Origin of the sequence: Arthrobacter sp. V1I9 (assembly GCF_030817075.1) — a bacterium.
Lineage (GTDB): Bacteria > Actinomycetota > Actinomycetes > Actinomycetales > Micrococcaceae > Arthrobacter.
Genome location: NZ_JAUSYU010000001.1, coordinates 3,201,307 through 3,218,357 on the forward strand (window position 1 = coordinate 3,201,307; position 17,051 = coordinate 3,218,357).

General features: G+C 65.4%; 11 protein-coding genes and 2 pseudogenes. 7 read left to right on the forward strand and 6 right to left on the reverse strand.

Translation table 11 applies throughout. The features are described from left to right. Complete coding sequence (locus QFZ70_RS14870; protein ID WP_307096701.1) at window positions 1–735, reverse strand: queuosine precursor transporter; 735 nt, start codon at window positions 733–735, stop codon at window positions 1–3. 145 nt (window positions 736–880) lie between these two features. On the opposite strand from QFZ70_RS14870, the gene QFZ70_RS14875 reads away from it, so the two are divergent. Further along, window positions 881–1,738, forward strand: coding sequence for a hydroxymethylpyrimidine/phosphomethylpyrimidine kinase (locus QFZ70_RS14875; protein ID WP_307096702.1), 858 nt, complete (start codon window positions 881–883; stop codon window positions 1,736–1,738). A 13-nt stretch (window positions 1,739–1,751) separates the two neighbouring features. Here QFZ70_RS14875 and QFZ70_RS14880 read toward each other — a convergent pair whose 3' ends face one another. Together QFZ70_RS14880 and QFZ70_RS14885 are read right to left on the reverse strand one after the other, a co-directional pair. Further along, complete coding sequence (locus tag QFZ70_RS14880; protein WP_307097894.1) at window positions 1,752–2,972, reverse strand: serpin family protein; 1,221 nt, start codon at window positions 2,970–2,972, stop codon at window positions 1,752–1,754. Window positions 2,973–3,220: 248 nt separating this feature from the next. Then, window positions 3,221–4,615 carry an MFS transporter gene (locus QFZ70_RS14885; protein WP_307096703.1) on the reverse strand — a complete coding sequence of 465 codons (1,395 nt, stop codon included), beginning with the start codon at window positions 4,613–4,615 and terminating at the stop codon, window positions 3,221–3,223. A 300-nt stretch (window positions 4,616–4,915) separates the two neighbouring features. On the opposite strand from QFZ70_RS14885, the gene QFZ70_RS14890 reads away from it, so the two are divergent. The 3 genes and pseudogenes from QFZ70_RS14890 to QFZ70_RS14900 all read left to right on the forward strand — a co-directional run bounded on the left by QFZ70_RS14890 (window position 4,916) and on the right by QFZ70_RS14900 (window position 8,039). After that, entirely contained in the window at window positions 4,916–5,584 is a 669-nt protein-coding gene (locus QFZ70_RS14890) for a response regulator transcription factor (RefSeq protein WP_307096705.1), read from the forward strand. Then, a pseudogene (locus tag QFZ70_RS14895) lies at window positions 5,581–7,030 on the forward strand (ATP-binding protein). The gene QFZ70_RS14890 and the pseudogene QFZ70_RS14895 overlap by 4 nt, the downstream one beginning before the upstream one ends. Beyond that, entirely contained in the window at window positions 7,023–8,039 is a 1,017-nt protein-coding gene (locus tag QFZ70_RS14900; RefSeq protein ID WP_307096707.1) for a TAXI family TRAP transporter solute-binding subunit, read from the forward strand. The pseudogene QFZ70_RS14895 and the gene QFZ70_RS14900 overlap by 8 nt, the downstream one beginning before the upstream one ends. 194 nt (window positions 8,040–8,233) lie before the next feature. On the opposite strand, the gene QFZ70_RS14905 is transcribed toward QFZ70_RS14900, so the two are convergent. Then, on the reverse strand, window positions 8,234–9,748 hold the full coding sequence (locus tag QFZ70_RS14905) for a helix-turn-helix transcriptional regulator (RefSeq protein ID WP_307096708.1): 1,515 nt from the start codon (window positions 9,746–9,748) through the stop codon (window positions 8,234–8,236). Between the two features lie 155 nt (window positions 9,749–9,903). On the opposite strand from QFZ70_RS14905, the pseudogene aceA reads away from it, so the two are divergent. Both aceA and aceB read left to right on the forward strand, forming a co-directional pair. After that, window positions 9,904–11,233: pseudogene (gene aceA / locus QFZ70_RS14910) on the forward strand (isocitrate lyase). A gap of 226 nt (window positions 11,234–11,459) precedes the next feature. Continuing rightward, window positions 11,460–13,112: a malate synthase A gene (aceB, locus tag QFZ70_RS14915; RefSeq protein ID WP_307096709.1), complete on the forward strand. Its 1,653-nt coding sequence runs from the start codon at window positions 11,460–11,462 to the stop codon at window positions 13,110–13,112. A gap of 251 nt (window positions 13,113–13,363) precedes the next feature. On the opposite strand, the gene QFZ70_RS14920 is transcribed toward aceB, so the two are convergent. Next, complete coding sequence (locus tag QFZ70_RS14920; protein ID WP_307096710.1) at window positions 13,364–14,560, reverse strand: CynX/NimT family MFS transporter; 1,197 nt, start codon at window positions 14,558–14,560, stop codon at window positions 13,364–13,366. 140 nt (window positions 14,561–14,700) lie between these two features. Between QFZ70_RS14920 and QFZ70_RS14925 the strand changes: the two genes are divergently transcribed. After that, window positions 14,701–15,660 (forward strand): D-2-hydroxyacid dehydrogenase family protein, encoded by a 960-nt coding sequence (locus QFZ70_RS14925; RefSeq protein WP_307096713.1) that lies wholly within the window; start codon window positions 14,701–14,703, stop codon window positions 15,658–15,660. A 64-nt stretch (window positions 15,661–15,724) separates the two neighbouring features. Here the strand turns inward: QFZ70_RS14925 and QFZ70_RS14930 are convergent, their stop codons facing one another. Continuing rightward, window positions 15,725–16,936, reverse strand: coding sequence for an ROK family transcriptional regulator (locus QFZ70_RS14930; protein ID WP_307096714.1), 1,212 nt, complete (start codon window positions 16,934–16,936; stop codon window positions 15,725–15,727). Window positions 16,937–17,051: the final 115 nt, after the last annotated feature.

Sequence of the window (17,051 nt, forward strand, 5' to 3'; positions counted from 1 at the left end):
TCAGGCCGCGGGCGAGGGAACCACGCCGTAGCTCGGCTCGCGCTTCTTGATCCAGCCGATGACCAGCGACGTGACTGGCACGAAGAGGAACTCCACCAAAGTCTTGTAAACGAAGCCCACCACCACGTAGTTCACGAACGTCCCGAAGTCGGTAATGCCGATGACGGAAGCGGCGATGCTGCAGAAGATGAGGGTGTCCACGAATTCGCCGGCACCGGAAGAACCCATAAGGCGCGCCCACAGTGACTTCTCACCCGAGCGGGCCTTCATCCTGACGAGGATCCACGAGTTGATGGTCTGCCCGGCAAGGAATGCAAGCAGCGAAGCCAGCACAATCTGCGGTACCGGGCCCAATGCGCCTTCCAGGGCGGCCTGCTTTGACGTTCCAAACTCGTCGTCAAAGCCGGGCAGGGCAATGATCACCCAGTAGCAGAGGGACGCGAAGACGGACAGCGCGAACGTGGTGAGAATGGCCTTGCGGGCCACCCTGAAGCCGTAGACCTCGCTGATGACGTCGCCCAGGATGTACGCCAGCGGAAAGAGGAAGAAGCCGCCGTCGGTGATGATCGGCCCGATGGCTACGCCCTTCGACGCCCCGATGTTGGACAGGATCAGTACCACCGCCATGGACGCCAGCATGATCCCGAAGTAGGGAGAACCGATGGAGGCGAACTTGGCTGCGCTGCCTGGCGGGGTTGTTTCGGGCAGGGCGTTGTGGCCTGAGCCTGAGGGCATGGGGATTCCATTCATAGTGGTTCGCTCGGGCGTCCGGGGTTGATGCCGGCCGCCGGCTGTATTAGCACTGTCCGCCCAATTCTCCCATTGAACGCTGTTCAGGCACACAAAGCGGGCGGGCGACGCCGGATGGCAGGATAGTGCCATGACTTCTGTTCCCACCGACGTCCAGTCCCCCGCTGCCGCTCCCGCTGTTGTCCTGACCATTGCAGGCTCTGAAGCCACCGGCGGCGCCGGCGCCCAGGCCGACCTGAAGACCTTCCAGGAGCTCGGCGTCTTTGGCATTGCCAACCTCACCTGCATCGTGTCCTTCAACCCGAACGACAGCTGGAACCACCGCTTTGTCCCGGTGGACCAGCAGGTGATAGCAGACCAGCTGGAGGCGACGACGGCGGCCTACGGGCCGGAATCGGGCGCGACGTCGGTGCTGGAAACCGTGAAGATCGGCATGCTGGGCAGCCCGGCCACCATCAACACTGTGGCCGGCGCCCTCAAGGCAGGGCAGTTCCGCAACGTGGTCCTGGACCCCGTGCTCATCTGCAAGGGCCAGGAGCCCGGGCATGCCCTGGACACGGACCAGGCATTGAAGGCGCAGATCCTCCCCCTGGCCACCTTCGTCACGCCGAACCACTTCGAAGCTGAGTCCCTTTCCGGGCTGGAGATCAATGATGTGGAGTCCCTGAAGGCTGCTGCTGTACGCATCCACGAGCTCAGCGGGGCCGCAGTGCTGGCCAAGGGCGGGGTGCGGCTGGCAGGCCCGGACGCCGTCGACGTCTACTACGACGGCGAAACCTTGGAAGTCCTCAGCGCGCCCAAAGTGGGCGAGGTGGCGGTGTCCGGCGCCGGCTGCTCGCTCGCGGCGGCAGTAACGGCGGAACTGGCCAAGGGTGCCACGCCGCTGGAAGCTGCCCGGGCAGCCAAAGACTTCGTCAGCGCCGGAATCCGCAACCGGGTGGCCTCCGGGGCTCCGTTCGACGCCCTTTGGCAGGGCGGCACGCGCTAGCGGATCCTCGCGCTTACCGCGGGGCCGCCACCTTCCCCATAAACAACGGCAGGCCCGTCCCCACATGCACAACCTGGTAGTGGAACGGCCGGTCGAAACTGATGGACCGCGCCGGCTCGGGCTGGACGCTCGTGGCCATGCCGTTGATCTGTGTGACGGCGGCGGCCACGGTCCCTTTCTCCGCCACGGTGATGTTGGCGTCCTGGGCAGCCTGCGTGATCATCAGCCCCGGCTGGATTGCGTCGAAATCACTGGTGGTGCTCAAGGTCTTCCGCAGTCCAAGCTTTTCGAGGATGGCCCGGACGTCAAAGTGGCTCTTGTGGTCCCACGTGGGCAGTGCCAGGTCAATATCCTCCGGGTCGGCCGTCTCAAGGGCAAGTGCCACCTCCGCCAGCCGGTCGGCTTTGAGGGCGCCGGCACCGCCGTCGGAATCCTCGGCGGGAAGCACCAGCCGCATCACAAAACCCCCACCATACGGGAGGTCGACGGCCTGCCAGCCCGGGCCCTCGGCGTAGGCCATTTCCTGCAGGCCGTGCAACATGGGGACATCAACCATGCCATCTGCCGTGGCGAACGCTTCATCCCAGGTCCCCTCCGCGTCAAACGGAACGTCCCAGGCGGCAGCGAAGTAGACGGCGTTGAGCAGGCTGAAGGTATTGTCCGGGTCATACGGAGCCGGCGCTTTCTCGATCCGGCCGCCGGTGTTTCGGTTGACCCACGCATCGATGGCGGGTTTGGTGGCCGCCTCGTCACGGAAATCCACTGGATGCACGCCTGTCCCGTAATGCTTCGTGAGCGCCTCCAGGTAGCCCCGGCCGGTGGGGACGTTCTTGTCCACAAACAGTCCGTTGGCAGTGTGCACCAGCGGTTTGGCGGGCGGGTTGTCCTCGTCCACCGAGCCGGGGTCGCCGTCGTACTCTTCGAGGGATGCGAGCAGGGCATTCATGGCCTCGTCCCGGTCCGCTTCCGGTAGTCCCAGCACGGCGTCCATTTCGGCGGCGGCCTCCCCGGACGCGCCGGCGCGCAGCATGGCCAGGGCAATCAGCAGGCTGCCCGGCGATGCGATGACGTTCCCCTCTTCGCTGGCCAGGAGTGCGTCGCCCAGCCTCAAAGCGGAATCCCGGAACGAAGCCAGTTCGTCCGGGTAAGCCGCGCGGTCTGCCGCGGCCCGCTCGACGCCGTCGGCCGTAAGCAGCTCCGGCGCTGCCGGGGCTGCACACGCTGCCAGTCCCATCACAGCGCCCAACGCCATCATCCGCTGAAAACGAAACACCTCTGTCGCCTCCCCCGGCACACGGCGGGAATCCGCCTCCTCCCAGTGAACCAGCGACGGCGGCATCAGGCGATGCCGGTAGGGTCACGCTTTGCACTCATTTGGGTCTCGCCGGCATGCCAGCCTGGCCGGCTTCCTGGAGCCCCGACAAAAGAGGAACGACGGCGGGTGGGCACCCGCCGTCGTTCCTTCTTTCCTACCCTTGGACGCTAAGCGTCTACGAGGTCCTTGTCCTTGTCTTCGTCCTTGCGGCCCTGCACCCAGGCGTGGCCCTGTTCGTGGTCCAGGTGGGTTGCCTTCTTGTTCTTCAGCGCGAAGATGTAAACCACCAGCGAGATGGCAATGGCCACCGTGACGTAGGTGAAGAACAGGTCCACCCGCTCGGCCTTCTGGAAGGCGGCTCCAATGAGCGGGACCGTCCCGCCGAACAGGGAGTTGGCGATCGCGTAACCCAGGCCGACGCCGAGGGCACGGATGGAGGCCGGGAACAGTTCAGCCTTCACCAGGGCGTTGATGGAGGTGTAGCCGCCCACGATCAGCAGGCCGCCCAGCATCAGCAGGAAGGCAGTGAACGGATCCTGGGTGCCGGCGAGGGTGGAGAGCAGGGGCCACGTGAACAGGACACCCGTGATGCCGAACCACAGCAGCAGGGGCTTGCGGCCCACGTTGTCAGAAATCATGCCGTAAACAGGCTGCAGGAGCATAAAGATAAACAGTGCCCAGAAGTTGATCACGGAGGTCTCGGTCTTGGCGATGCCGGACGTGTCATTCATGAACTTCAGGATGAAGTTTGTGTAGGTGTAGAACGCCACCGTGCCGCCCAGCGTGACGCCGATGCAGATCAGCAGCGGCTTCCAGTACTGGGTGAACAGCAGCTTCATGGTGCCGGGCTGGGCTACGCCTGCTGCGGCCGGGGTCTTGGCGGCCTCTACCTGCTCCGCCGAAACGGTTTCCTCCATTGAACGCCGCAGCCAGAGGACCACCAGCGCCGCGACGCCGCCCAATGCGAAGGGAATCCGCCAGCCCCACTCGGTGAGGGCGTCCTTGCCAAGGGCGTTCTGCAGGATCACCAGAACCAGCAGTGCCAGCATCTGGCCGCCGATCAGGGTGACGTACTGGAAGCTGGAGAAGAAGCCCCGGCGCTTGGACGTTGCGGCTTCGGACATGTAAGTGGCGCTGGTACCGTACTCGCCGCCCACCGAGAAGCCCTGGACCAGGCGGATCAGGATCAGCAGGATCAGTGCCCAGACGCCCACCTGCTGGGTGGTGGGCAGGATCGCGATGGCGAAGGAACCGGCGGACATCAGGGTGACACTGAGGGTCAGCGCTGCCTTGCGGCCCTTGCGGTCGGCATAGCGCCCGAAGAACCAGGCTCCGATGGGGCGCATCAGGAACGACGTGGAGAAGACCGCCATTGCCTCGAGGCCGGCCTGAAGATCGTCCGTGGAGTTGAAAAAGTGGGACTGGAAGTAGGCGGCAAAGACCGTATAAACGTACAGGTCATACCACTCGACGAGGTTGCCGGCCGAGCCCTTGAGTATGTTGCTCACTGCGCGGCGCGTCTGGGCTGCCTCGCCTGCTGCTGCGGTTTGCTGGGTGCTCATCGCTGAACCTTCCTTGGCTGCGCAGCCCCCGGTATCCGCTCCGGCCCTACTTTTGTGCTGTCCATGGCAACATTGCTCACGGTTCCTCCTCGACATTGACCGTCCCCGGGATGCCTGAGGACCTCACCAAAACTATTGGTGATGCAAGGCACAGCCCAAGCCGAAGGCGATTTTCCTAACACTTCCTTAGGTTTTCCCCTTGCCCTGCCCGGCCGCGCGGACGTGCTGGCAGGACTGAAAACCGGCGGAAGAGGTAACCTCCAAAGGCAGGCAGCAGCTTAGACGGGACAGGAACTGGCAATGGATGTGCTCATCGTCGAGGACGACGACGCCATGGCGTCCGCCCTTGGCGCGGCAGTGGTATCGGCCGGGCATACGTCCAGCAGGGTCTCCCGCGGCGCCGACGCACTCCTCGAGCACCGGCGGTTCGAGGTCATCCTGCTGGATCTGGGGCTTCCCGACATGGACGGTCTGGAGGTACTCCGCAAGCTTCGCCAGGTCACCCCCGTTCCCATCCTGATCCTCACCGCCCGCGACGACGAACGCAGCGTGGTGCTGGGCCTGCGCTCGGGCGCCGACGATTACCTCGTCAAGCCGGTAAAGCTGGTTGAACTCCTTGCACGGATTGAAGCCGTCACTCGGCGGACGGGCCGCGCGAAGGACACCAGGCAGAGGCCTATCGTGCTGGGAGAACTCCAAGTGGACCTCGAGCGCCGGGTGGCCGTCCTCGGTGATAAGGCAGTTCCCCTGACGGCCACGGAATTCGACCTGCTTGCGCTCCTGGCCACCCACGCAGGTTCAGTGGTAACACGGGAACAGATCCTGGACGCGCTGTGGGGTGACGCCTTCCTGGCCTCCTCACGGTCGCTGGACGTGCATTTGACCGGCCTCCGGTCCAAGCTGCAGATGCCCGGTTTCATCATCAACGTCCGTGGTGTTGGCTACCGCATCGAGGCGGATCCTGCGTGAAGCTCCGTGTCCTCGGCGTCCTGAGCATCCTGGCCGTCCTCCTGGTGCTCATTGCTTCCTACACCATCCTGGCCTCCGCCAGCCGGGAGCTCACCCAGGAGCTCCAGATCAACCGGGCCGCTGCCCTCAACAGGCTTGCGCAGGTTGCGTTCGACGCCGGGACTGACGGAGGCGGTTCCGCGCAGCTTCAAGCCGAAATGGACAGGTACTCCGAGCTCTATGGGGAAGGAGTCCTGATCCGGCTCCAGCAGGGAGTCCTCTGCTCCGGGGGCCTGAACGAGGACCGGGAGGACGTGAAGGACGCCCTTGCCCGGGCGAACCTGAGCCTCAGTGACACCACCCTGACACCGCTACAACCGTTCGGCACCGGAACCCAAATCATTTCCCGTTCCTTCGGCAGCGCCAGCCAGGTGCTGGGCGCAGCAGTATTGGAGGTCAACCCGGACGTCGCCCGACAAAAACTGCGGGAACGCTGGCTCGCCGTCGGACTGGCCGCTGCCACGGTCACCGCCGTGTTCCTCATCGGAGCTGCGCGGGTGACCCGCTGGGTCCTGCGCCCGGTCCACCGCCTCAACGCCGCCGTCGCGGAACTTGAAACCACCGGCCGCAGCAGCCGGCTGCCGGCGGAAGGGCCCCCCGGAATTGAGGGAATTGAGCCGCTCGTTCAGTGCGATGGCCCAAAGCGTCAGCGACAGTATCGAAGCCCAGCGCCAGCTCATCGCCGACACGTCACATGAGCTGCGAAATCCCGTTGGCGCTCTGCGGCTGCGGATTGATCTGCTGCAGCTCGAACTCAAAACTGCGCGGGAGCGGAGTGCGGCAGCCGCCGTCGTGACGGAGCTCGAGCGCGTGGAAGGGATCCTTGACGGGGTACTTAAACTTGCCGCGGCCGAGCACCAGGCTTTCGAGGGTTCTGCCGGCACCCCGGCCGCCCAGCTTTTCCCTGGGGACAAGGCAACTGTTGACCCCCTCGCCATCGTGCAGGAAGAAGCGGAACGGGCAGGACCTGCCGCCCGGCGCGCCGGAGCGTCCATCCTCCTCGGCAGCGCGCCCGGGCAGTCCGCGCTCATCACCTGCAACCCGGACCACCTTGCACAGATGGTGGGAGAACTGCTGAACAACGCCATCAAATACGCGGGCCGTGCGCGCATATCAGTTGCTGTCCGCGTGCGAGGCGCCACCGTGGTTATTGAAGTGTCCGACGACGGGCCTGGGCTTTCGTCCGACCAGAGGGCTGCTGCCACCAATAGGTTTTGGCGCTCGCCACAGCACCGGGACATCAGCGGCAACGGCCTGGGCATGACCATTGTGGAGAAGCTGGCCGTCGCCAACGGGGGGCGCCTGCTGCTTGGCGAGGCCCCGCCGCACGGTTTGGCCGTTTCCCTGGAGTTTCCGCGTGCTCCCGAAGGCCCCTTCCCTGGCCCCGAGGGGGCGCCGCATGACTGACCCGTCCTTGAATCTGCTGTCGAGGCGCGGGGCCCTCAAAGCCGGGGTTGCCGCCGGGTTCGCCGGCCTGCTGCTGCCAGCGCTGGGCGCCTGTACTGCACACGAACGGCCGGATTCCGTCACCGTTGCCGGCGGCGAAGCGGGCGGCTTTTACCTGGAGTTCGCGACCCTGTTGGCGGCATCCCTGCAGCGCCATGGTGTGGCGCGGAACGCCACGGCGCTGACCACCGGCGGCAGCCTGGACAACCTCGAACAGCTCCTGAACGGGAAGGCCACGATCGCCGTCGCTCTCGCCGATGCCGCAGCCCAAAGCCAAACGGGGAGCATCTCGTCCGACGCCGGAATCACGGCCCTCGGAAGGGTTTACGAAAACTACGTCCACTGCGTGGTCCGAAGGGCCAGCGGCATTCGGACTATTGCCGAGCTGGCCGGAAAGACGGTTGCAGTGGGCGAGCCGGGCTCGGGGACGTCCCTGACGACTCCCCGCCTGATCGACGCTGCCGGGCTCAGTCCCGTCGCTGCCGGCACAGGTTCTGCCGTGCCTGCCGGACAGGCCGTCACCGTCTTGAATCTGGGCCTCAATGACGGGCTGACGGCGCTGCGGGAGGGAGCAGTGGACGCCTTGTTCTGGTCCGGCGGTGTTCCCACAGCGGCCATCGCTGCTGCCCATAACGACGTCGGGCTCAATTTCCTGGAACTCTCCGCGCTGCTTCCGGCGCTGCGGGCAAAGTACGGCGTTTTCTATGACAGCGTGCTGATACCCGAGGGAGCCTACGAAGCAGTTCCCGCCGTGTGGACCGTCGGTGTGACAAATCTGCTGCTATGCCGGAGCGACCTGGCTGACGCGACTGTCAAAAGGATAGTTGAGCTGGTGGTGGGCCACGCGGAGGAGCTTATTCCCCAGTCCAGCCTGGGTGTCCAGTTCCTCAGCCCGGAAACCTTGATCAACACGGCGGGCATTCCGTTGCACCCGGCGGCCGCCGACGCCTACCGGCAGCTCCATGGCTGAACGCCCGCGCACTAGATGCACCAAACCCGGGAACGCCCCCTCACTTAACACACCAATCCCGGGAACGCCCGCTCATCACCTTCCGCCAGCTAGCCGAAAAGTTTCCCGCACCTCCTGAGCGAGCGTTCCGGGAAAATCGGCAAAACCTGAGCGAGCGTTCGGGGAAAACCAGCCATACGTGGGAGGGCGTTGGGTCAGCTCCCCGAGTGCGCCTGCAGGAAGCTGTACACCTCGGTCTCGTCCACGCCGGGGAACGCGCCCGGGGGCATGGCGGCCAGCAGGTGCGAATGTGCCCGGGCCGAAGGCCATGCGTTCCCGGCCCACTCGGACGTCAAGGATTCAGGCGGGCGCTTGCAGCAGGTGGGATCCGGGCAGTTGGAAGTAGCCCGCGCCGTTGTCTCCCGCCCGCGGAACCACTTCACGTGCTGGTACGGCACGCCGATACTCAGCGAAAACTCACCGCTCGCCGAGCGTTCGGTGCGGGCGGTGCACCAGTACGTACCGGACGCTGTGTCCGTGTACTGGCTGTAGGCGCTGAACTTGTCCGGCACGTCGAACACAGCCCGCGATGTCCACGCCTTGCACGACGGTTGTCCCTCGATGGCGCCGGTGTGGTCTTGCGGAAAGTTCACGCCGTCGTTCTCGTAGGCCTTGTAGATGATCCCACTCTGGTGCGTCTTCTGGAAATGCGTGGTGATGCCCAAATGCTTCGTGGCCAGGTTGGTAAAGCGGTGGGCCGCGGTCTCATAGGACACGGCGAAGGCGTCCCGGATATCCTCGACCGCAATTTCCTTCGCCGCCTTGGCTTTTTGCAAAAATTCCACTGTTGCCTGCTCAGGGAGGAGGAGAGCGGCGGCGAAATAGTTGGTCGCCACCCGCTGGGCGAGGAAATCACCATAGTTCCGGGGCGTTCCGTGTCCCAGCACGTAGTGTCCGAGGGCCTGGAGGAGCACCGACCGGGGGTCGTGGTCCTGCCGCTGGCTTTGGGTCAGGTAAATTCTGCGGTTCTTCAAATCTGTTACCGAGCGCGTGGAATGCGGCAGGTCACCCACGTGGTGGAGGGTAAATCCGAGATGGGCAGCGATGTCCGCGATCACATGTTGGCTTAGGGGCCCGGTGGTGTAACCCACCTCCTTGAGGACCTTCTGCGCCTCCAGTTCGTACTCCGGAAAGTAGTTGCCCCGCTCACGCATCATGGCACGCAGTTCACCGTTCGCGCGGCGTGCTTCCTCCGGCGTTGCCACCTGCTCGTTCATCTTGCGTTCAAGCTCGTGCAGCAGCCCCACTTGCGCTTCAAGGACGTCCAGTGGAAGCCGCGAACTGATGCGGATTCTGGGCAGGTTCAGGGACTCGTAGAGGGGTCCGCGCTGGTACCGTTCCAGCTCGATTTCCAACGCCGCGCGGCGGCTGGGAGGTTCGGCCCCGAGCAGCTGGTCGATGCCCACGTTGAGGGCCGCTGCCAGGTGCTGCAGCAGCCCGAGCTTGGGTTCCCGTTTGCCATTCTCGATCAGGCTCAGCTGGCTGGGCGCGGTCCCGACGGCGGCACTCAGGTCATCGAGCGTCAAGCCAGCCTGTTTGCGCAGATGACGTACGCGGCGCCCCAGCGAGATCACGTCCAGTTCCGCGGTGGCGGCGGACGGCGGCGGTTGCAGAACTTCCCTGTTCCAGCTTGAAGGCGACATTTCTGAAGGATACGCGAAGAAACGCACTTCTTTCCACACTTTTTATCTAGAAAGGCTGCTGCAAATGCAGAAAAGTGTTGTTCACGGAAAACGAAACACCGCACCGGGGACGCCGGCCGGGACTGCAAGGTAGCAGTTCCGGCCGGCAGCAAATCGCCGGAGCTCAATCAAGGAGATCAACGATGACTGCAGCATTTGAGCCGACCCAGCAGCCGTCCGGCCAGGACACAGAATCGCAGGCCGCCGCCCTGGAGCTCGAGTGGGCCGCCAATCCCCGCTGGGAAGGTGTGACCCGGGATTACTCAGCTTCCGACGTCGTCCGTCTCCGCGGCCGCGTCTCCGAAGAGCACACGCTGGCCCGCCGCGGCGCGGAGAAGCTGTGGAAGCAGCTCACCGAAGAGCACAGCACCGGCGGGTACACCAACGCCCTGGGTGCCCTGACCGGGAACCAGGCCGTGCAGCAGGTCAAGGCAGGCCTGCGTGCCATCTACCTTTCGGCGCTGGCAGGTGGCTGCGGACGCCAACAACTCCGGCCACACCTACCCGGACCAGTCCCTCTACCCGGCCAACTCCGTCCCCACTGTGGTCCGCCGGATCAACAACGCCCTGCTCCGGGCGGACCAGATCGAGTTCTCCGAGGGCGTCCAAACCGTTGAGGACTGGATGGTCCCGATCGTCGCCGACGCCGAAGCCGGTTTCGGCGGGCCGCTGAACGCCTACGAGCTCATGAAATCCATGATCCAGGCCGGCGCCTCAGGCGTGCACTGGGAGGACCAGCTCGCCTCGGAGAAGAAGTGCGGGCACCTCGGCGGGAAGGTCCTGATCCCCACGCAGCAGCACGTCCGCACCCTGAACGCCGCCCGGCTCGCCGCGGACGTCGCCGGCACCCCGTCGGTGGTCATCGCCCGTACCGACGCCGAAGCAGCCACCCTGATCACCTCCGATGTGGACGAACGCGACCAGGAATTCATCACAGGTGAACGCACCGCCGAGGGCTTCTACAAGGTCCGCAACGGCATCGAACCCTGCATCGCCCGCGCCAAAGCCTACGCCCCCTACTCGGACCTGATCTGGATGGAAACCGGCACCCCGGACCTCGAACTGGCCCGTAAGTTCGCTGAAGCCGTCAAGGCCGACTTCCCGGACCAGATGCTCTCCTACAACTGCTCGCCCTCGTTCAACTGGCGCAAGCACCTGGATGACGCCACCATCGCGAAGTTCCAGCGCGAACTCGGTGCCATGGGCTTCACGTTCCAGTTCATCACCCTGGCCGGCTTCCACGCCCTGAACTACTCGATGTTCGACCTCGCCCACGGCTACGCCCGGGAAGGCATGAGCGCCTACGTCGAACTCCAGGAAAAGGAATTCGCCTCAGAATCCCGCGGCTACACCGCCACCAAGCACCAGCGCGAAGTCGGCACCGGTTACTTCGACACCATCTCCACCGCGCTCAACCCGAACGCCTCCACGCTCGCCTTGGTGGGATCCACCGAAGAAGGCCAGTTCCACTAACGCTTAGCGTTCGACGGCGGTTGTCGCCTCCGGCTTTCGGACCGGCATCGCTCGGCCTGCTATTCCCCCCGTCCCGGTTTCGACCTCGCTGAGCGAGGACGGACCGGGACGCGGGGCCCCTTTTACGCAGGCTGCCGCGACACCGGCTCCTCGGCCTCGTGCCTATGTCACCCAAGTGCCGCCAGCCGCCGTCGAACTTCCCTTTTTGCCTTTAAGGAGACTTGAAATGAACAGCTTCACCGACAGCTTCACTATCAATGGCATTACCCTCACCGCCCAGCCGGTTTGCCGGCAGGACGAGGTTCTTACTCCGGATGCTCTGGCGTTCGTGGCTAAACTGCACCGGGCCACGGCTGAGCGTCGGCAGGAACTGCTGCAGGCCCGACGTGCACGGCGGGCCGAGATCGCCGCGGGCGCTGATCCCCGGTTCCTGCGGGAAACCGAGCACATCCGCAACGACCCGTCCTGGCGCGTCGCTCCCCCAGCCCCGGGCTTGGAGGACCGCCGCGTCGAAATCACCGGACCCGTGGACAAAAAGATGACCATCAACGCCCTGAACTCCGGCGCCAAGGTCTGGCTCGCGGACATGGAAGACTCCTCCACCCCCACCTGGCGCAACGTCATCAAGGGCCAGCTGAACCTCACCGACGCCCTCGAACGCCGGATCGACTTCACCACCGAAGAGGGCAAGGAATACAAACTCCGCCCCGCCGCGGACCTGCCCACCATCGTGGTCCGCCCCCGCGGCTGGCACCTGCCCGAAAAACACATGCTCATCGACGGCACCCCGATCGCCGGCGGGATCGTGGACTTCGGCCTGTTCTTCTTCCACAACGCCCGCCGCCTCCTGGCCCAGGGCAAGGGCCCGTACTTCTACCTGCCCAAGATCGAGAACCACCTGGAAGCCCGGCTCTGGAACGACATCTTCATCCTCGCCCAGGACCTCCTGAACATCCCGCAGGGCACCATCCGCGCCACCGTGCTGATTGAAACCATCACCGCAGCCTTCGAAATGGAGGAAATCCTCTACGAACTGCGCGACCACGCCTCCGGCCTGAACGCCGGCCGCTGGGACTACATCTTCTCCCTGATCAAGAACTTCCGCACCCGAGGCCCCCGCTTCGTCCTCCCGGACCGGGCCCAGGTGACCATGACCGCCCCCTTCATGCGCGCCTACACCGAACAACTCGTCCGGGCCTGCCACAAGCGCGGCGCCATGGCCATCGGCGGCATGGCAGCAGCTGTTCCCAACCGCAAAGACCCCGAAGCCAACACCAACGCCCTCGAAAAGGTCCGCGCCGACAAAACCCGCGAAGCCAACGACGGGTTTGACGGCTCCTGGGTGGCCCACCCCGACCTGGTGCCGGTGTGCCGCGACGTCTTCGACGGCGTTTTAGGCGCCAAGCCCAACCAGCTGCACAAGCTCCGCGAGGACGTCACCCCGGACGACCGCGCCCTGATCAACATCGCCTCACTCCACGGCACCATCACCGAACAGGGCATCCGGAACAACATCGAAGTCGGCATCCGCTACATCGAATCCTGGCTGCGCGGCAACGGTGCCGTCGCCATCCACAACCTCATGGAAGACGCCGCCACCGCCGAGATCTCCCGGTCCCAGCTGTGGCAGTGGATCTACGCCCGGGCGATTACCGACCACGGCGAAATCATCACCCACCACTGGATCGATGAACTGCTCGACGAGGAATTCGCACGGCTGGAACGCTTCGACGGCGACCGCTTCGAAGACGCCCGCGACATCTTCGAAGAAGTCACCCTCGCCCAGGACTTCCCGTCCTTCCTCACCCTGCCCGCCTACGCCCGCTACCTCACGGAAGCCCGGGAACGGGCATCGGTGGAGGAGCTGGCCGCGGCGTAGCCAGCAGAACGACACCAGAACTTCCGTCCGCCGGGCCGGCACGCCCTCCGCAACAGGCACCTCCGAAATCCGGAGGGCCGGCCCGGCGACGGAGCACCCCTCGAACGCTCTCTCACTTGATGCAGAAAAACCCGGGGCGCTCTCTCACTTCCTTCAAGAAAGTGAGAGAGCGTCCTTGTATTTGCTGCATTATCTGAGAGAGCGTTGGCGTGCCGGCAAAGCGAACGACGACGGCGGGCTGGGCTCGCGCTTTACCGCCCCTTGGGCACCCGCCGCAAAGAGAGGGTGGCGGCAAGGAAGAACGTCAGCACCGACGCCAGGATAACGAGCAGTGCAGGCGTCCAGGATCCTGAAACGACGTGCACGTATCCCACCAGCGGAGGTGCAACCGCGCCGAAGCAGTAGCCAAGCCCCTGGACGGTGGCGGACATCCGGCCCGCGGAAACCTGGTCCCGCGCCAGCTTGATAATGGCGATGAAGATCAGCGTGATGCCGCCGCCTTGGGCGACGCCGCCAAAGATTGACCACAGCCACCAGAGTTCCGGTGCCAGCAGGAGACCGGCCGGCACGGCAGTCCACAACAAGCCCAGGGTGACGGCCACCGCCGTCGTCTTGAAGTACTTCGCTGCGAACGGCACACCGAGGCCACCCACAATGGCGAACACCTGGAAAAGCGAGGAGCCTGCTCCGGCCGCAGCAGCGGACATGCCAAGTTCGTCGTTCAGGTAACTCGGCAGCCAGGCCGTAACCGCGTAATAGGAGAAGGCCTGTCCGGCGAACGCAGCCGTGAGCCCGGCCGTGGTCCACCCTGAGCCGGCAACGGCTCCGTCCCTCGGCCCGTCCGGTGCAACAGCGCCTGAGGGCACAAAAGCAGCGCGGAGTCCGACGGCGAGCGCCCAGCACACGATGGCCGCTACGGCGAAGACTCCGACGGAGGCGAGCGCCAGCTGCCAGCCCGCCAGTTCGGCCAGCGGCGCCGTGACCATCGACGTCAAAAAGGACCCCACGTTCAGCGCGGCCGTGTAGACGCCCATGGCGGTTCCCTGCCGCAGCGGCGGAAAGTCGCGGCGGATGATGAGGGGCGCAGCGATGTTGCCGATGGTAATGGCCAGGCCAATCACTATTGTGCCGGCCAGCACCAGTGCCGGACCGCCAGAGGACCGGATGATGACGCCGGCCAGCACCCCGAGGATGGTGAGGGTCACGGCGAACTCGGCGCCATACCCGCGGGCCACCATCGACGCCAGGGGTGACGCGAGCGCAAAGCACAACACCGGAATGCTGGTCAGCAGTCCCAGCACTACCGGGGAAAAGCCCAGGTCGGCCTGCATCACGTCCACCACCGGGGCGACGGCGACGAAGGGCCCGCGAAGGTTCAGCGCCAGCAGCCCGATGCAGGCCAGCAGGATCCAGGTCTTAGGAATCCTGGCAAAGATGCGGCCGCTCACCTGCAGGGCTTGGATGCTGGATCTTTTTTCATCACCCCCATTGCTATCACGGGGACGAACCCGGCAGGTCCCGGCGGCGGCGGGCCCGTCCTGCCTTACGATGAACATCACTGCCGCTGACTCCGGACGAAGGACACCACATGCAGCACCGGCTTGCCATCCTTGATGACTACCAGGATGTGGCGCATGGATTCGCGGACTGGTCCTCCCTGGAGCCCGACGGCGTCAGAGTCACCTCGTACCGGGAGCCGTTCGCGTCACAGGACGCGCTGGTGTCCGCCCTGGCAGGAGTGACCATCATCATTGCGATGCGGGAGCGGACCGCTTTCCCGCGGGAAGTGCTCGAAAAGCTCCCTGCCCTCCAGCTCCTGGTCACCACCGGGATGGCAAACGCGTCCATCGACGTGGAGGCGGCAGCTGAGCTCGGATTGACGGTATGCGGCACTCCCGGTTCGCCCACAGCCGCTCCGGAACTGACCTGGGCACTGCTCCTGGCCCTGGCGCGCAACATCCCCGCCGAGGATGCTTCGCTCCGGTCGGGCGCCTGGCAGAACACGGTGGGGTTCGAACTCGCCGGCAAGACCCTGGGCGTGGTGGGCCTGGGCAAGATTGGCCGCAGGGTTGCCGCCTACGGTCAGGCTTTCGGCATGGAGGTCGTGGCATGGAGCGAGAATCTGACAGATGAGGCCGCAGCCGGGGCCGGGGTGCGGAAAGTGTCCAAGGAGGAACTCTTCAGGACTTCCGACGTCGCCACCCTCCACCTGCGCCTGTCTCCCCGTTCGGAGGGCATAGTGGGCGAGCCCGAGTTACGGCTGCTGGGGCCGGACGGCGTCCTGGTGAACACCGCACGGGGCCCGTTGGTTGACCAGGACGCCCTGGTCCGGGCCCTGTCCGAAGGCTGGATCGCCGGCGCCGCCCTGGACGTGTTCGATCACGAACCCTTGCCGGCAGGCCACCCGCTCCTCAGTGCCCCCAACACGGTGCTCTCCCCGCACCTGGGCTATGTCACGCGCGAGAGCTACCGGGAGTTTTACGGCGGGGCCCTGGAGAACGTCAAGGCCTGGCTGGCAGGCTCGCCCGTGCGCGTGATTTCCGGCTGAAGCCCCCGAGCAGGCGTAGGGGGCGGCAGGCTGAGCCGCCCGCGGGGCTAACGGGTCCCGGCCGTTACCCGGGTATCTGAAGCGTTGCCTCGATGGATGCCGGAGACAGCACATGCTGCGTCACCATCTGGCTTGCGCCCAGAATGGCAGCGCGGTCGCCGGCCAGGGACAGTGAAATGCGGAGGTGGGCTGTGGCCAGCGGAAGCGAGCGCCGGTACACCACTTCCCGCACCCCAGCCATCAGGTGCTCCCCGGCCTGGCCCAGGCTTCCACCGACCACAACAACAGACGGATTGAGCAGGTTGACCACTGTGGCCAGGACGTCGCCCACGTCCCGGCCCGCCTGTCGCAGTACCTGGATGGCCTGCAGGTTTCCCTGCGCCACGAGCCGCAGTACGTCACTTCCATCCGTGGCCGCAACCCCCTGCCGGTCCAGTTCGGCGGCCAACGCCGGACCGGACGCCAGGGCCTCCAGGCAGCCGTAGTTGCCGCAGCGGCACTGCACGTCGTCGCCGCGCGGGACCCGCACGTGGCCCAGGTCGCCGGCGGTACCGTTGGCACCTCGCTGCAGAGTTCCGCTGCTGATAATTCCGGAGCCGATGCCGGTGGCCACCTTGATAAACAGGAAGTTTCCGTCCCCGGGCCAGTGGGCGGTCTGTTCCCCCAGCGCCATGATGTTCACATCGTTGTCCACCAGCACGGGCACTGGCAGGGATCGCTGAACGTAAGAGACGACGTCGAACCCGTCCCAGCCCGGCATGATGGGCGGCTTGACCGGCCGCCCGCTGGTGTGCTCCACCGGCCCCGGCAAACCGATGCCCACGCCCGCCAGGTCCGCCATCCCGCGGCCAGCCGCGGCCAGCAGTGACACACCCTCCTTGACCACCCGGCCCAGCACTGCTTCCGGCCCGTCCGCCACGTCCTGCGCCAGGCGTTGTTCGGCCAGGACCTGGCCGTTGAGGTCCGTGGCGGCAACGATGACGTGGGTGGCCCCGACGTCCACCGCGAGCACAACCCGCACGGAAGGGTTGAAGGCAAAGCGGGACGGCGGCCTGCCGCCGCTGGACGTCGCCTCACCGGCCGGGCCCACCCATCCGGACTCGATGAGGGCATCGATACGTGACGCCACGGTGGACCTTGCCAGGCCGGTGGTCAGCGCAAGCTCAGCCCGGGTCCGCGCCTTGCCGTCCCGGAGGAGCTGAAACAGGACACCGGCCCCGCCCTGGAGGGCGGCAGGTTCTGGCGCCGGGATGCTGCTGCCTGCGGTCTTGGTCATAGGACATGGATAGCACGCCCACTTCTGCATGTCACGCTGACAACTTTTGCTTGACGGACAGCAAAAGTAGACCTAGCTTTGCAGTAGACCTAAAAGCTCGGCCGGGCCCACTTAC

Coding starts and splice junctions, on each gene's coding strand:
- QFZ70_RS14870 (WP_307096701.1), bottom strand. CDS start 735: ATGCCCTCAGGCTCAGGCCACAACGCCCTGCCCGAAACAACCCCGCCA.
- QFZ70_RS14875 (WP_307096702.1), top strand. CDS start 881: ATGACTTCTGTTCCCACCGACGTCCAGTCCCCCGCTGCCGCTCCCGCT.
- QFZ70_RS14880 (WP_307097894.1), bottom strand. CDS start 2,972: ATGGGACTGGCAGCGTGTGCAGCCCCGGCAGCGCCGGAGCTGCTTACG.
- QFZ70_RS14885 (WP_307096703.1), bottom strand. CDS start 4,615: ATGAGCACCCAGCAAACCGCAGCAGCAGGCGAGGCAGCCCAGACGCGC.
- QFZ70_RS14890 (WP_307096705.1), top strand. CDS start 4,916: ATGGATGTGCTCATCGTCGAGGACGACGACGCCATGGCGTCCGCCCTT.
- QFZ70_RS14900 (WP_307096707.1), top strand. CDS start 7,023: ATGACTGACCCGTCCTTGAATCTGCTGTCGAGGCGCGGGGCCCTCAAA.
- aceB (WP_307096709.1), top strand. CDS start 11,460: ATGAACAGCTTCACCGACAGCTTCACTATCAATGGCATTACCCTCACC.
- QFZ70_RS14925 (WP_307096713.1), top strand. CDS start 14,701: ATGCAGCACCGGCTTGCCATCCTTGATGACTACCAGGATGTGGCGCAT.
- QFZ70_RS14930 (WP_307096714.1), bottom strand. CDS start 16,936: ATGACCAAGACCGCAGGCAGCAGCATCCCGGCGCCAGAACCTGCCGCC.